The sequence below is a fragment of the Methylocystis sp. SB2 genome (genome assembly GCF_049817085.1).
Taxonomy (GTDB): domain Bacteria; phylum Pseudomonadota; class Alphaproteobacteria; order Rhizobiales; family Beijerinckiaceae; genus Methylocystis; species Methylocystis rosea.
This window is the reverse complement of sequence record NZ_CP187401.1, coordinates 1,203,491-1,217,896: the sequence shown is the minus strand read 5'-3', so window position 1 is coordinate 1,217,896 and position 14,406 is coordinate 1,203,491. Positions and strand designations below refer to the sequence as shown.

General features: G+C 62.2%; 12 protein-coding genes. 7 read left to right on the top strand and 5 right to left on the bottom strand.

The genetic code is table 11. The features are described from left to right. The first annotated feature begins 12 nt into the window (after positions 1 to 12). The 3 genes from ACPS74_RS06060 (at position 13) to ACPS74_RS06050 (ending at position 2,864) form a co-directional block, all read left to right on the top strand. Positions 13 to 894, top strand: coding sequence for a F0F1 ATP synthase subunit gamma (locus tag ACPS74_RS06060; protein WP_029651078.1), 882 nt, complete (start codon positions 13 to 15; stop codon positions 892 to 894). A 24-nt stretch (positions 895 to 918) separates the two neighbouring features. Then, a complete protein-coding gene (gene atpD / locus ACPS74_RS06055; RefSeq protein WP_018409133.1) occupies positions 919 to 2,346 on the top strand; it encodes a F0F1 ATP synthase subunit beta in 1,428 nt (475 codons plus the stop codon). A gap of 116 nt (positions 2,347 to 2,462) precedes the next feature. Beyond that, positions 2,463 to 2,864 (top strand): F0F1 ATP synthase subunit epsilon, encoded by a 402-nt coding sequence (locus ACPS74_RS06050; RefSeq protein WP_029651076.1) that lies wholly within the window; start codon positions 2,463 to 2,465, stop codon positions 2,862 to 2,864. Between the two features lie 303 nt (positions 2,865 to 3,167). Here ACPS74_RS06050 and ACPS74_RS06045 read toward each other — a convergent pair whose 3' ends face one another. The 4 genes from ACPS74_RS06045 to ACPS74_RS06030 form a co-directional block, all read right to left on the bottom strand. After that, positions 3,168 to 4,409: a cyclic nucleotide-gated ion channel gene (locus tag ACPS74_RS06045; protein WP_029651075.1), complete on the bottom strand. Its 1,242-nt coding sequence runs from the start codon at positions 4,407 to 4,409 to the stop codon at positions 3,168 to 3,170. Then, positions 4,406 to 7,078, bottom strand: a complete 2,673-nt coding sequence (gene alaS / locus ACPS74_RS06040; RefSeq protein ID WP_029651074.1) for an alanine--tRNA ligase — start codon at positions 7,076 to 7,078, stop codon at positions 4,406 to 4,408. Before alaS ends, ACPS74_RS06045 begins: the two co-directional genes overlap by 4 nt. A 293-nt stretch (positions 7,079 to 7,371) precedes the next feature. Then, positions 7,372 to 8,445, bottom strand: coding sequence for a recombinase RecA (gene recA, locus ACPS74_RS06035; protein ID WP_018409129.1), 1,074 nt, complete (start codon positions 8,443 to 8,445; stop codon positions 7,372 to 7,374). 178 nt (positions 8,446 to 8,623) lie between these two features. Then, on the bottom strand, positions 8,624 to 10,339 hold the full coding sequence (locus tag ACPS74_RS06030) for a phospholipase D-like domain-containing protein (protein ID WP_029651070.1): 1,716 nt from the start codon (positions 10,337 to 10,339) through the stop codon (positions 8,624 to 8,626). A 191-nt stretch (positions 10,340 to 10,530) separates the two neighbouring features. Here ACPS74_RS06030 and ACPS74_RS06025 point away from each other — a divergent pair, with 191 nt between their 5' ends. The 3 genes from ACPS74_RS06025 to ACPS74_RS06015 all read left to right on the top strand — a co-directional run bounded on the left by ACPS74_RS06025 (position 10,531) and on the right by ACPS74_RS06015 (position 12,645). After that, complete coding sequence (locus tag ACPS74_RS06025) at positions 10,531 to 11,547, top strand: YheT family hydrolase (RefSeq protein WP_029651069.1); 1,017 nt, start codon at positions 10,531 to 10,533, stop codon at positions 11,545 to 11,547. Positions 11,548 to 11,557: 10 nt separating this feature from the next. Next, positions 11,558 to 12,313 (top strand): class I SAM-dependent methyltransferase, encoded by a 756-nt coding sequence (locus ACPS74_RS06020; RefSeq protein ID WP_029651068.1) that lies wholly within the window; start codon positions 11,558 to 11,560, stop codon positions 12,311 to 12,313. Positions 12,314 to 12,453: 140 nt separating this feature from the next. Then, positions 12,454 to 12,645, top strand: coding sequence for a hypothetical protein (locus ACPS74_RS06015; RefSeq protein ID WP_029651067.1), 192 nt, complete (start codon positions 12,454 to 12,456; stop codon positions 12,643 to 12,645). An 84-nt stretch (positions 12,646 to 12,729) separates the two neighbouring features. On the opposite strand, the gene ACPS74_RS06010 is transcribed toward ACPS74_RS06015, so the two are convergent. Continuing rightward, entirely contained in the window at positions 12,730 to 13,686 is a 957-nt protein-coding gene (locus ACPS74_RS06010) for a glycoside hydrolase (RefSeq protein ID WP_029651066.1), read from the bottom strand. A gap of 202 nt (positions 13,687 to 13,888) precedes the next feature. Here ACPS74_RS06010 and ACPS74_RS06005 point away from each other — a divergent pair, with 202 nt between their 5' ends. Then, positions 13,889 to 14,404 (top strand): phage tail protein, encoded by a 516-nt coding sequence (locus tag ACPS74_RS06005; protein ID WP_029651064.1) that lies wholly within the window; start codon positions 13,889 to 13,891, stop codon positions 14,402 to 14,404. The last annotated feature ends 2 nt before the right edge of the window (positions 14,405 to 14,406 follow it).

Sequence of the window (14,406 nt, the reverse complement as noted above, 5' to 3'; positions counted from 1 at the left end):
GGCAAAAACGATATGCCCTCGCTAAAGGATCTTCGAAACCGCATCTCCTCCGTCAAGGCGACGCAGAAGATCACCAAGGCCATGCAAATGGTCGCCGCCGCGAAATTGCGCCGCGCCCAATCGGCGGCGGAGGCGGCGCGTCCCTATGCCGAGCGCATGGAGTCGGTGCTGGCCAATCTCGCGTCCAGCGTGACGGCGGGCGGACCTCCGCTCTTGGCCGGCAATGGCAAGGACGAGACGCATCTCCTCGTCGTCGCCACCGCCGAGCGCGGCCTGTGCGGCGCCTTCAATTCCTCCATCGTGCGACTCGCCCGCGAGCACATCGCGCGGCTTCAGGATCAGGGCAAGACCGTCAAGATCCTCTGCGTCGGCAAGAAGGGTTTCGAGCAGCTCCGCCGCCAGTATGAGCGCAACATCATCGAGGTCATCGAGCTGCGCGGCGTCAAGCAGATGGGCTTCGACACCGCCGATGAGATCGGCAAGAAGATCATCCGCATGTTCGAAGAGGGCGACTTCGACGTCGCGACGCTGTTCTTCTCGCGCTTCAAATCGGTGATCGCTCAAATTCCGACCGCGCAGCAGCTTATCCCGGCGCAAATTCCCTCGAACGAAAACGCGCCGCCCGTCGAAGGTCCGCAGGCGTCTTATGAATATGAGCCGGGACAGGACGAAATTCTCTCGACGCTGCTGCCGCGCAACATCTCAGTGCAGGTGTTCCGCGCGCTGCTCGAAAACGCCGCCTCGGAACAAGGCGCCCGCATGAGCGCGATGGACAATGCGACGCGCAACGCTGGCGATATGATCAAGAAGCAGACGACGATCTACAACAGGTCGCGTCAGGCGATGATCACCAAGGAGCTCATCGAAATCATCTCGGGCGCCGAGGCGCTCTGAGGCATTTTAGGACGAGGACCAAACATGGCCGCCAATAAGCCCAGCGGGCGCATCACCCAAGTCATCGGCGCCGTCGTCGACGTGCAGTTCGACGGGAATTTGCCTGAGATTCTGAACGCGCTCGAGACGACGAACCAAGGCAATCGCCTCGTTCTCGAAGTCGCGCAGCATTTGGGCGAAAATTCCGTGCGCACCATCGCCATGGATTCGTCCGAAGGCCTCGTGCGCGGTCAGGAAGTCACCGACACCGGCGCGCCGATTTCGGTTCCGGTCGGCGACGAGACGCTTGGCCGCATCATCAACGTCATCGGCGAGCCGGTCGACGAGGCGGGCCCGATGCTGACGAAGTCGCGCCGCGCCATCCACCAGCCGGCGCCCTCCTACGCCGAGCAGGCGACGGAAGCGCAGATCCTCGAGACCGGCATCAAGGTCGTCGATCTGCTCGCGCCTTACGCCAAGGGCGGCAAGATCGGCCTGTTCGGCGGCGCGGGCGTCGGCAAGACCGTGCTGATCATGGAGCTCATCAACAACATCGCCAAGGCGCATGGCGGCTATTCCGTTTTCGCCGGCGTCGGCGAGCGCACCCGCGAAGGCAACGACCTCTATCACGAGATGATTGAGGGCGGCGTCAACAAGAAGGGCGGCGGCGAAGGCTCGAAATGCGCGCTGGTCTACGGCCAGATGAACGAGCCGCCGGGCGCGCGCATGCGCGTCGCGCTGTCAGGCCTCACCGTCGCCGAAGATTTCCGCGACCGCGGCATGGACGTGCTGTTCTTCGTCGACAACATCTTCCGCTTCACCCAGGCGGGTTCGGAAGTCTCGGCGCTTCTTGGCCGCATCCCTTCGGCGGTGGGCTATCAACCGACGCTCGCCACCGACATGGGCGCGCTGCAGGAGCGCATCACCACGACGACCAAGGGCTCGATCACTTCGGTGCAGGCGATTTACGTCCCGGCCGACGATCTGACCGATCCGGCGCCCGCCACCTCCTTCGCCCATTTGGACGCCACGACCGTGCTGTCGCGTTCGATCGCGGAAAAGGGCATTTATCCGGCGGTCGATCCGCTCGATTCGACGTCGCGCATGCTGTCGCCGGCCATCGTCGGCGAGGAGCATTACGACGTCGCGCGTAAGGTGCAGTCGACGCTGCAGCGCTATAAGTCGCTGCAGGACATCATCGCCATTCTCGGCATGGACGAACTCTCCGAAGAGGACAAGCTCGTCGTCGCCCGCGCCCGCAAGATCGAGCGCTTTCTGTCGCAGCCCTTCCATGTCGCGGAAGTGTTCACGGGTTCGCCCGGCAAGCTCGTCGCGCTCGCCGATACGATCAAGGGCTTCAAGGGCCTCGTCGAAGGCGAATATGACCATCTGCCGGAAGCGGCTTTCTACATGGTCGGCTCGATCGAAGAGGCGGTGGAGAAGGCCGCCAAGCTCGCTAAGGAAGCGGCGTAACTTTTACAAAACGTCTGGCCGGACGTGCTCCGGCCAGGTCGCAGATCAGTTTTCGTGGATGGCCGGGTCAAGCCCAGCCATGACGGGCTGGACGCAAAGCGCCGTCGGAGAACATCATGGCCGCATTCCACTTCGAACTCGTCTCTCCCGAGAAGCATCTCTTCTCCGGCGAAGTCGAGTCGGTCGTCGCGCCCGGCGCCGACGGCCAGTTCACCGTGCTCAAGGACCATGCGCCGGTCATGACCACGCTGAAGGCCGGCGTGGTGACCGTTTCCGGCGGCGAGGGCAAGGTTGAAAAGCTTTTCGTGCGTGGGGGATTCGCTGACGTCAACGCGTCCGGCTTCACCATTCTCGCCGAACAGGCGATTCCTCTTGCCGAAATCGACGTCGCCAAGGTCGACGCCGACATTCGGAACGCACGCGAAGACATCGCCGACGCCAAGTCTGACGAAGCGCGTCTCGCCGCTTCCGACAAGCTCGCGCAGTTGCAGGAACTGCGCGCGGCGATCGGCGGCTAATCAGACCGCAGGGAAAGCCACATCCTCTCTACAGCGTTTGCCGAATCTCTCCGCGTCATGCCCGCGCTTGTCGCGGGCATCCACGTGAAGCCGTCCGGCGAGAGTCTCAACGTTTAAGCATCCTCTCGGCGTGGATGGCCGGGACAAGCCCGGCCATGACGGCTGAGTGATTGCGCAACGACATTAGAGCCTGCTTCCACTCGAGTGTCTCTTCGTCGCCATCCACTTCCTCTTCGCGTCATGCCAGCTTGTCGCGGGCATGCGCGGGGCGCTCTCACGCGGAACCGCTCAACGCAGCGTGAACTATGTCTCGTTCACGTCTTCCGACGCCGGCTCCTCGAGCTCCGCTTCAATCATGTCGCCGTGCCGCTCCGCCGGCGCGAGCTCGGATCGTGATTGGGCGACGTCGCGGATCGCCTCTCCAATCTCCGGATTGCGCTTGGTCAGCGTCTGCAGATCATAGGCGTCGAGGATAAGGAGTTTCGTTGGCGCAGTGGCCCGCACGTCGGCGGTGCGCGATGTTTTGTGCAGCACGGCGATCTCGCCGAAGAACTGCCCTTCGCCAAGTTTGACGTTTTCGCGCGCAAGCTCGACCTCAACCTCGCCCTCGGCGATGAAATACATCGAATGGGCGGGGTCGCCCTTGCGCACGATCATTGCTCCCCGGGGGATGGACTGCGCCCGAAGATAGCGCATGATCTCGGCGATCCCGGCCGCATCGAGGCCGCGAAACAGCGGCACGCTGGCGACCATCGTCCAGGTGACGACGAATTCGCGGCGGTGAATTTCTTCGGCGAAGGCGGTGGCGAGAATGCCGACCGGCAGGCCCAGCAGCAGAAAGCCGGTCACCATGGCGAAGGAGGCGATGAGCTTGCCCGCCAGCGTGAGCGGGATGACTTCGCCATAGCCGACGGTCGTCACCGTTTCGATCGCCCACCACATGGCGTCCGGAATCGTGCCGAATTTTTCGGGCTGCGCCTCATGTTCGGCGATATGCATCGCGGTCGAATAGAAGAGAACCGCGCCGAACAGAATGATCAGCCAGGCGAGCAGCGCCTTGCGCTCGGCCTCGATCACCGCCAGCAAGGTGCGGATGCCGGGAGAATAGCGCGCGAATTTGAAGAACCGCAGCAGGCGCAGCATCAAAAAGACGCGCAGATCCGCCGAGAAGTAGAACGAGAGATAGAAGGGCAGGAAGGCGGCGAGGTCGATCAGCGCCCAGCCTGATGTGATGAAGGCGAGCCGCGCCGCCGTCGGCGAGCGGCCGGCATAGAGCGCATGTTCGGGCGCGCACCAGACGCGCAAGACGTATTCGAGCGTGAAGGCGGCGACGGCGACATATTCGATAAGGTCGAAGACATCCGCATAGCTGTCACTGTATTCCGGCACCGATTCGAAAATCACCGAAACGACCGACAGCAGGACGAGCCCAATCAGCCCGCGATGCACGACGCGCGCGAGCCGGTCGTGGCTGCCGCCGTCCAGGACGACGTGGACGCGTCGCCGCAACAAAGCCAGACCGCGCCGCCGGTCCGGCTCGTTCATGGCGCGTCCGCTTTTCCGCGCAACGTGTCCTCGACGGAGGCGAGCGCCTGATCGATGGCCGCGGCGTTGGGGCCGCCCGCCTGCGCAAGGTCGGGGCGGCCGCCGCCGCCCTTGCCGCCGAGCATAACGCTTGCGACGCGCACGAAATCCACGGCGCTGTATTTCTCGGTGAGATCGTCGGTGACGCCGACGACAATGCCGGCCTTGCCGTCGGGCGAGGCGCTGGCGATCGCGACGACGCCCGAGCCGATCGCCTTCTTGGCGTCGTCGACCATCGACTTCAAGTCCTTGGCCTCGATGCCTTCGACCGCGCGCGCCAGCAGCTTGACGCCGCCGATGTCGCGCGGCTTATCGGCGGCGCCGTCGACAGCGCCCCCGCCCATCGCGAGCTTGCGTTTGGCGTCCGCGAGTTCGCGTTCAAGCCGTTTGCGTTCGTCGAGAAGAGCCGCAAGCCGCGCCGGCGCGTCTTCGACCGGGGCGCGCATCAGCGCCGCCATGTCGCGCAGCGCGCGCGATTGCGCGACAAGCTGGCTGCGCGCGCCCTCGGCGGTGCGCGCCTCGATGCGGCGCACGCCGGACGCGACCGCGCCCTCGCCGACGATGGCGACGAGGCCGATGTCGCCGGTACGGGCGACATGCGTGCCGCCGCACAGCTCGACGGAGAAGGGATGCGCGGCGCCGGGACTCACCGGGCCCATCGAGACGACGCGCACTTCGTCGCCGTATTTCTCGCCAAAGAGCGCGCGCGCGCCGGAGCGAATGGCGTCGTCCTGCGCCATCACCCGCGTCTCGACGGGCGCATTGTCCTGAACGATTTCATTGGCGAGCGTCTCGACGCGCGCCAGCTCCTCATCGGTGAGCGGCTTGGGATGGGTGAAGTCGAAACGCAGCCGATCTGGCGCAACGAGCGACCCCCTTTGCGCCACATGCTCGCCGAGCACCTGCCGCAGCGCCTCATGAAGAATATGGGTGGCCGAATGGTTGGCGCGCGACTGGGTGCGGCGCTCGTGATCGACGTCGAGCTCGAGCGCGAGGCCGGGCGTGATCTCGCCCTCTTCGACGACGCCCTCGTGAACGATGAGGTCGCCGAGCTTCTTAACGGTGTTTTCGACGCGAAAGCGCAGGCCGCGGGCGCGCATCACGCCGACATCGCCGACCTGTCCGCCCGACTCGCCGTAGAAGGGGGTCTGATTGAGGATCAGCGCCCCGCGCGCGCCCTCCTTCAGCGAAAAGGCCTCGCCGCCGTCATGAATGATGGCGGTGACGACGCCCTCGCTTCTTTCGGTTTCGTAGCCGAGGAATTCGGTCGCGCCGAGACGTTCCTTCAGCGCGAACCAGAGCGCTTCGGTCGCGGTTTCGCCGGAGCCGGCCCAGGCCTTGCGCGCGTCGGCCCGCTGGCGCTCCATCGCGGCGTTGAAGATTTCCTTGTCGACGCCGATGCCGCGCGGACGTAAGGCGTCCTCGGTGAGATCGAGCGGAAAGCCGTAAGTGTCGTAGAGTTTGAACGCCGTTTCGCCGGAGAGCTTGTCGCCCTGGCCGAGCGCCGCCGTCTCTTCGTCGAGGATCGCGAGGCCTCGCGCGAGCGTGGCGCGAAAGCGCGTTTCTTCGGAAAGCAGCGTATCGGCGATCAGCGACTGCGCGCGAACGAGCTCCGGATAGGCCTGGCCCATCTCGGCGACGAGCGTCGGCGCCAGCTTCCACATCAGCGGTTCTTTCGCGCCGAGCAGCTGCGCGTGCCGCATGGCGCGGCGCATGATTCGGCGCAGCACATAGCCGCGGCCTTCGTTCGACGGCGTGACGCCGTCGGCGACGAGGAAGGAGGAGGCGCGCAGATGGTCGGCGATGACGCGATGGCTCGCGCCCTGCGGGCCGTCGACCGGCGCGCCGGTGAAATCGGCGACCGCGCCGGTCAGCGCGCGGAAGAGATCGATGTCGTAATTGGAGGTCACGCCCTGCATCAGCGCGGCGATGCGCTCCAATCCCATGCCGGTGTCGATCGAGGGGCGCGGCAGCGGGGCGCGTTGCCCCGGCGCCACCTGCTCATATTGCATGAAGACGAGGTTCCAGAATTCCAGGAATCTGTCGCCGTCCTCGTCCGGACTGCCGGGCGGACCGCCTTTGAGCGTCTCGCCCTGGTCGTAGAAGATCTCCGAGCAGGGGCCGCAGGGACCGGTGTCGCCCATGCTCCAGAAATTGTCAGAACTGGCGATGCGGATGATCCGACTGTCGTTGAAGCCGGCGATCTTTTTCCACAGATCATAGGCCTCGTCGTCGTCGTGATAGACGGTGACGAGCAGCCGATCGACGTTGAGCCCGAATTCGCGCGTAATGAGGTTCCAGGCGAGTTCGATCGCGCCTTCCTTGAAATAGTCGCCGAAGGAGAAATTGCCCAGCATTTCAAAGAAGGTGTGATGGCGCGCGGTGTAGCCGACATTGTCGAGGTCGTTATGCTTGCCGCCGGCGCGCACGCATTTTTGCGCCGAGGCGGCGCGCGCATAGGCGCGCTTTTCGACGCCGGTGAAGACGTTCTTGAATTGCACCATGCCGGCGTTGGTGAACATCAACGTCGGATCATTGTGCGGCACGAGCGACGATGAGGCGACTTTCTCGTGCCCCTTGTGCGCGAAATAGTCGAGGAAGGCGGTGCGGATCTGGTTGACGCCACTCATGCGGTCACGGCTCGCGAATGCGCTCCCGTCGCCGAAGCGGCTTCTGCGCCGATGCGGGAGACGCGTTTAAACAATAACCTGGAGCGGCTTTTCGTTTCAACGAAACAGGGACGGCCCGAGGTTGCGGCGAAGGCTGCGGCAGGCGGCGCCGTCGCGCGCTTCGTCCTGCGCGATATGACAGTTTCGGGGGGAAACGGCAATGGCGAGGGGACCGTTAGGACCCCTGCGCTGTTCCAATCGCGGGCGCGCGAAGCGCCGCTTGACGCGCCGGCTGACTGCGACGCGTGAGCCGGCTAAGCCTCGCCCGCCTCGTTGTCATCGGGCGCGTCAAGAATACGCTCGGCGATCAGCCCGGCGTTCTCGCGGATCGCCTGTTCGATGCGCTGCGCGGCCTCGGGGTTTTGCTTCAAAAAGCTCTTGGCGTTCTCGCGGCCCTGGCCGAGCCTCTGGCTGTCGTAGGAGAACCAGGCGCCCGACTTCTCGACGACGCCGGCCTTGACGCCAAGATCGATCAATTCGCCGAATTTGGAGACGCCCTCGCCATACATGATGTCGAATTCGACCTGTTTGAACGGCGGCGCGACCTTGTTCTTGACCACTTTGACGCGGGTCTGGTTGCCGGTCGTCTCGTCGCGGTCCTTGATCGCGCCGATACGGCGGATGTCGAGCCGCACCGAGGCGTAGAATTTCAGCGCATTGCCGCCGGTCGTCGTCTCGGGCGAACCGTACATCACGCCGATCTTCATGCGGATCTGATTGATGAAGATGACGAGCGTGTTGGAGCGGGCGATCGAGGCGGTGAGCTTGCGCAGCGCCTGGCTCATCAGCCGCGCCTGCAGGCCGGGCTGCACGTCGCCCATCTCGCCCTCGATTTCGGCGCGGGGCGTCAGCGCCGCCACCGAATCGACGACGAGCACGTCGACGGCGCCCGAGCGCACCAGCGTGTCGGTGATCTCAAGCGCCTGCTCGCCGGTGTCGGGCTGCGAAATCAGGAGATCTTCGAGATTGACGCCCAGCTTGCGGGCGTAGATCGGGTCGAGCGCATGTTCCGCGTCGACGAAGGCGCAGACGCCGCCCAATTTTTGCGCCTCGGCGATGACATGCAAGGTGAGGGTGGTCTTGCCGGAGGATTCCGGCCCGTAGATCTCAACGACGCGGCCGCGCGGCAGGCCGCCGACGCCCAGCGCGATGTCGAGTCCCAGCGAGCCGGTCGAGATCGTCTCGATCTCAACGGCCTTCTGGTTCTTGCCGAGCCGCATGATCGAGCCTTTGCCGAAAGCGCGCTCGATCTGCGACAGAGCGGCGTCGAGCGCCTTGGTCTTGTCCACGGACGTCCCTTCCACGAGGCGGAGATTGGCTTGGCTCACGGCTGAAAATTCCTTCTGACAGGTTAGCTAGGCGCAGGCAATGCGGCTGCGAGGGGCGGGCCAAACGCGCCAAGGCGAGAAGGGGGACGGCGCGCTTGACCCTGACCTCCAGTGTGCACGATTTGTTCTTTTTGCCAAGTTCTTTTTTTGTTCGGGCTGGATCGAGCAGGTGATCTCGTTAAGCAAACAATTCGCGATCCCGAATCTTTCTGGCGTTTGTAAAGTCCTCAAGCCACCAAGGCTCCTCGGTCGGCGCGCGAGGCGGTCTAGCCAGCTTAAGTTGCTTCCTGGCGGCGGCGGCCTCCTCTTGCGCCACCCTGAAATGGTAGTGATCGAAGATGCGTATCGCCTCAATGACGTAGGAAACGGCGATGCGCCGATCCCGGATCAGGAGAAGATTTTCTCCATTCTTCAGATCGGCAGGGGAGGAGAAGTTATAGGATCCCAGATAAACGCGAGCGCTCGGTTTATCGAAATCGATAACGAGGAATTTATGGTGCATTCGGATGCCCCCTCCACCCGTGGGCTCCTCCGAAAAGGGTTCCGGAACGTTCTTGCCCAGCTTCTCAGGGAAAACCGGGGCGACGTTGCCGTCAGGCTTCTGCAAATCGATGCCGCCGACTTCGCGATCCGAAATGCCGTAAACAAAAAGGGCGTCGTCCTCGGTGACCTTTTTTATCGCATCGAATATCGGCCCCGGCGTCTGATACAGAAACGCCAGCGAATAAAACAAACACGAGGTGGTTTTATCGTGGATGTCATCAGCGACCTTCTTCAGTAGGGCGTTCTTGGTCGCGTGCGGCGAAAATGATAGTTTCGCGTCGATATCCGGCAAGTCCAGGTCGCCCCATTTGGCGCAATCGGTTTGGCCAAAGACTCTGGCTTCATCGGACTGCCAATAATTTTGGAAAGCTGCGCGAGATTGCTTTACTGCGCTCTTTCCTTGCAACACAAGCGCATTGTTGGATTGAACATAAAACCCGCGCCAACTGAAATTGGTCGAGCCACAAACGACCTTCTTCAGCTTGGAGCCGTCGACAACGATCGTCTTGTTGTGTTGAAGGCTGGCCATGTGCTGACGCTTGACATTATCGGCGCCAGCCGAAGCCATTAGCCGTTCTGCAGCCTCGTTCTCGCTGGAGCCCTCTTCGCCGTGATCCTTGCTGTCATCAATGATGATTTTCAGCCGCTTCCCTAGTTTCTCGAGACGCGACACGATTTCAGGCAAGTTCAGATCATACGCTACAACGAACACCTGCGCCTTCCGATCCGCAATCGCCTCATCAAGCGTTTCGAGGATTGCGTCGCGCGCCTCGAACCCCATCCATCGGTATGCTTCAGACGCCTTCGGATGAGTCGGCGCGAAGTCGAGCCCTTCTGCGGCCTTGCCCGGCAATAGTTTTGAGATAGGACCTGCCGACTCATATCTGTCGACGAACGCTTGAGATGACACAAAGCCGCGGGTGAATGTAACGTTGAGCACGTCCGGATAGGTTTCGCGCCGCAACTCTATCGCGGCTTCCTGCGCTACGCCGTAACTGAGCTCATCGAGCTCGTTCATGAAGACCGGCGTCACCCGATAGACGAATTCTCCCGAAAGCTCAGCGTTACGCGGAAAATGAACCCATCGGAACTTCTGGATCGGTGACCGCATGGTCGTTAGACTGGCTGGATCAATCGAACCATCATTGGCTGGAAACCCCAACCGGTTCTTCAATGCAAAAAAACGATCGCCACCGGGTTCTTTGTATTCGATGGCGAAGCCGACAAACTCGTTTGGTGGTCTGCCTTTCTTCCAATTCATCGCAATCAGCGTCATGCCATCTCCCCGGTGGAGCTTTAATGTAAAAAGCGCTTCAGAATTTTTGCCGCTAACCTGAAAATCACTTGCCATCGGAATCTCCCTCAGTAGAGAATAGCAATCAGTTCGAGCATCTGTATTTGTCACCTCGGCGACAAATAGGCTTATTGATATTATTGCGTAATTAGTACTGCAAGTTGCGGCCGCTCCGAATGGCTGAAGCCCGACCCGCCGCAGGATAAAACCTAGAATTAAGTCACGTCTGCCGAGAACCTCAAAAAATCATGCCCTCTGAAACTCCCGCCTCACCGCCCGCGCTTCCTCCCTTCCGCGAGCGGGCGCCCTGGTTTGGCGGCGATCTGCAGACGTTGCGCAACATCATCATCGGCGGGCCGCCGGAGCTTCCCGGCGGCGAGCGGCTGCTGCTCGCCATGCCCGATGGCGATCGTCTCGCGGCGCGGCTCGACCGGCCGGGCGCGGAGACGAACGCGCCGCTCATCGTTCTGACGCATGGGCTCGCCGGCTCCGAATCCAGCCGGCATGGAATGGCCACGGCGCGCTATCTCGTGAGCCAAGGCTGGCCGGTGCTGCGCCTCAATCTGCGCGGCGCCGCGCCCTCGCGCGCCACCTCGGGCGGGCGCTACCACGCCGGCAAGACCGAGGATCTCGTCGCGGCGCTGCGCGGCCTGCCGGCGGAACTCGTCAGTCGCGGCATTGTGCTCATCGGCAATTCGCTCGGCGGCAATCTCGTGCTGAAATTCATGGGCGAAGGCGGCCATGGGTTGCCGGTTCTCGCCGCCGTCGCCGTGTCGACGCCGATCGACCTCGCGGCGTCCTGCGCCCGGCTGATGGCGCGGCGCAATTTCGTCTATCATCGCTACATGCTCGATGAGATGAAACGCGAAGCGCTGGCGCCGAGCGCCGCGCTCACCGCCGCCGAGCGCGCCGCGATCGCCGGTGCCCGAACGCTTTACGAATTCGATGATCGCTTCGTCGCGCCGCATTTCGGCTACCGGGGCGCGCCGGACTATTACGAATCCAACGCCGCGAAGAATTTCCTCGCCGGCGCCACGCTGCCGACGCTGATCCTGCACGCGCTGGACGATCCCTGGGTGCCGGCGGAGAGTTATGCGGCGATCGACTGGTCGACTCTGCCGATGATCGAGGCGGCGCTGACGCAGGGCGGGGGACACATGGGCTTCCATGGCGTGGGGAGCCTGACGCCCTGGCATGATCGCGCTGCGGCGCATTGGCTGACGCAAAAGGGTCTCGGCCCGCAAGGCATGTTCGAGACGAAATGAGATCGCAGCAATGAATGCACGCCAGACGATGGTGTTCGGCGACAACGCGGGCGACTATCGCGCCTTTCGCCCGCATTATCCCGACGCGCTTTTCGCGTGGCTCGCAAGCGTCGCGAAACAGGATCGTCTCGCCTGGGATTGCGGCGCGGGAAGCGGGCAGGCGCTCGGGCTGTCGCGCCATTTCACGCGCGTGCTCGCGACGGACCCCGATCCCCGACAGCTGGCGCTCGCGCCAAAGGAGCCCAATGTCGATTATCGTCTGGCGCGCGCGGAAGATGATCTCGGCCTGCGTGCCGAGGTCGATCTCATCGCCTGCGCCTGTTCGATCCACTGGTTCGACCTGCCGAAATTTTACGCAAATGCGCGGCGCGCCTTGCGCCCCGAGGGGATCATCGCGGCATGGACCTACGACTGGCCGCGAACGCATGTCGAGCCGCTCGATTCGATCCTGCGCCGGCTGAAGGAGGATATTCTCGGCCCCTTTTGGGCGGAGAATTCGGCGCTCTATTTCAATCGCTACGAGACCTTGCCGTTCCCGTTCAAGGAGATTGATTGCCCGCTGTTTCAGACGCCCATCGCCCGATCGAAAAGCGAGTTCGTCAGCTTTCTGAAGACCTGGTCCGCGGTCGAGAAATACAGACTGCATTATGGCCGCGATCCGCTGGCGCTCGTCGATCGCGAGTTGGAGGAGGTCTGGCGCGCGCATCCGCCGGATATGCCGCTGTGCGTCCCGCTTTACATGCGCTGCGGCGTTAACACACCGTAAACTTAAGAATTGGCGCTCGCTATCCTACGTGTCGCCCGCAGCTTTCCCTAATTTTGCCCGTTTGTTGGCGACGATGAAGAGTCGTCGCGTTGAGCCAATGCCGTATCGCCCGAGGGGATCGTTCAGCAAAGGACAGCAATATGCTTGAGGCTGGCAAAATTTATAAAGTCACGACGCTTGTGAATTGCGAAGGCGCCTGGGACGAAGAGATCGATTTGTGGACCGTCACAGCGGTCGAAGGCACCTGCGCCAAGCTCAGCAATGAGAGTCGCGAAAACAGAATCGTCGACACGGCGTCCTGGAATTTCGTCAAAGCCGAAGCGGTCGAATAGGTTTCGCTTCGTCGGCTGTCGGGGGACGATGTCGTCCCCGCGACGAAGCATCGCCATCGCGCTTTGGCGGGCGCCGAAGCGCTGCTATTTGCACTTCATCAGCCGGGCGTCTTTCGTTAAGCCGGATTCGCTGCACAAGCCGAAGTGCCTGTCGGCGTCGTCGTTGTTCGGACAGCCGCCGCCGGATTGTTTGTCGTAAGCGGCGAAATAATAACTGTCGAAGTTCTGCTGGCGCGTTTTCCACGTGCTGAAATAATCAATTTCCGACTCGATGTTCATGTCCTTCATGCCGGCGTTGTTTCCACAGCTCGGCCAGCCTTCCTCGGTGACGATGACCGGCTTCGCGGTTTTGCTCGCTAAGTTGGTGACAGTGGCCTGAATGTCGTTTGCGACGCTCCTGCCGTTGACCTTCTCGGGCGAGCCGCCCCAGAACGGATAGATATTCGCGCCGATGACGGGGACGCTCTGCAGCACTTTTTGAGGATCGCTGGCGACGAGGCGAATCCAATCCGGCGCGCGTTGCGCCGTCGTCACCACAACCTTGTTGTTGGTCTTACTCCTGAGCGTGTTCATGTCGGCCACGATTCGCTGCTGCATCGCCGGCTGCGGATTGCCTTGCCAATTGAACATGTCTTCATTGCCGACGACGAATGCGATGACCGTTCCGGGGTAGCGGAAATTAGCGTCGACGGCGGCGCTGATCTGCGACTGCGTCCAGTCGGGATGATCGGGAAATTCGAAAACGCCGAGCATCAGGCGCATGTTTCTTGCCGACGCCAACTCAGCGATGCTCACGCATTGCTGCCCGTTGATCGTGCAATAGGTCGAGTAGAATGTTTTGACGCGCGAAAAGCCCAGCGTCCTGATCTGGGTGAGATCGTCGGCGACGACCTTCTTCATCGTCGCGACGTCATTTGCCTTCTGCGCCGCCAGGTAGGCGCCGCTGTGCGCAGGATCGTAATTTATGCCGTTCTCGGCGGCGTAGGCGTGGGACGACGCGAAGAAAAAAGCCGCAAGTGCGGCTCCAAACCAAGCCTTCATAAACTCCTCCAAAGACTATGTGAAACTGCTATTGAGCTTAACTTAGTCCGAGCTTTTAAAAACGTGGTAGCCGTGACAAATCCACTTTTCCACCACTTTTTGGAGAGTGGGTCCAACAAAGAGCGCAGCGCTTCGTCTTTGCCTGCTTGAGTGAAGCGGCCATCAAAGGGCTCATGCGCGCGAATTGCCCGAGGGGATTTCAATGTCGCAATTCACCGTCAACGCCGCACGCATCGATCCCTACAAAAACTTCAAGTTCCGATTGAAGTGGGACGGACGCTATGTCGCGGGCGTCTCGCTCGTCGGGCCGTTGCGGCGCACGACTGAAGTTATTGAATATCGGGAGGGCGGCAGCCCGTCATTGGCGCGCAAGCTGCCGGGCGTGACGACCTTCGCGCCGATCGTCGTCGAACGCGGCGTCTCACATGATCTTGAATTCGAGCGCTGGGTGAACAAGGTCTGGAGTCTTGACGGCGCGGCGGGCGTTGAATCTTCGCTCAAGGATTTCCGCAAGGACGTGGTCCTCGAACTTCTCAACGAAGCAGGCCAGGTGGCGATCGCCTATCTCATCCGCCGCTGTTGGCCGTCTTGCTTCGAGGCGTTGCCGACGCTCGACGCCAATGGCTCCGCTGTCGCCATTCAGCGGCTCGTGCTCGAAAACGAAGGCTGGGAGCGCGACCTTTCCGTCGCGGAGCCCGTCGAGCCGTCCTACGAGTGAGT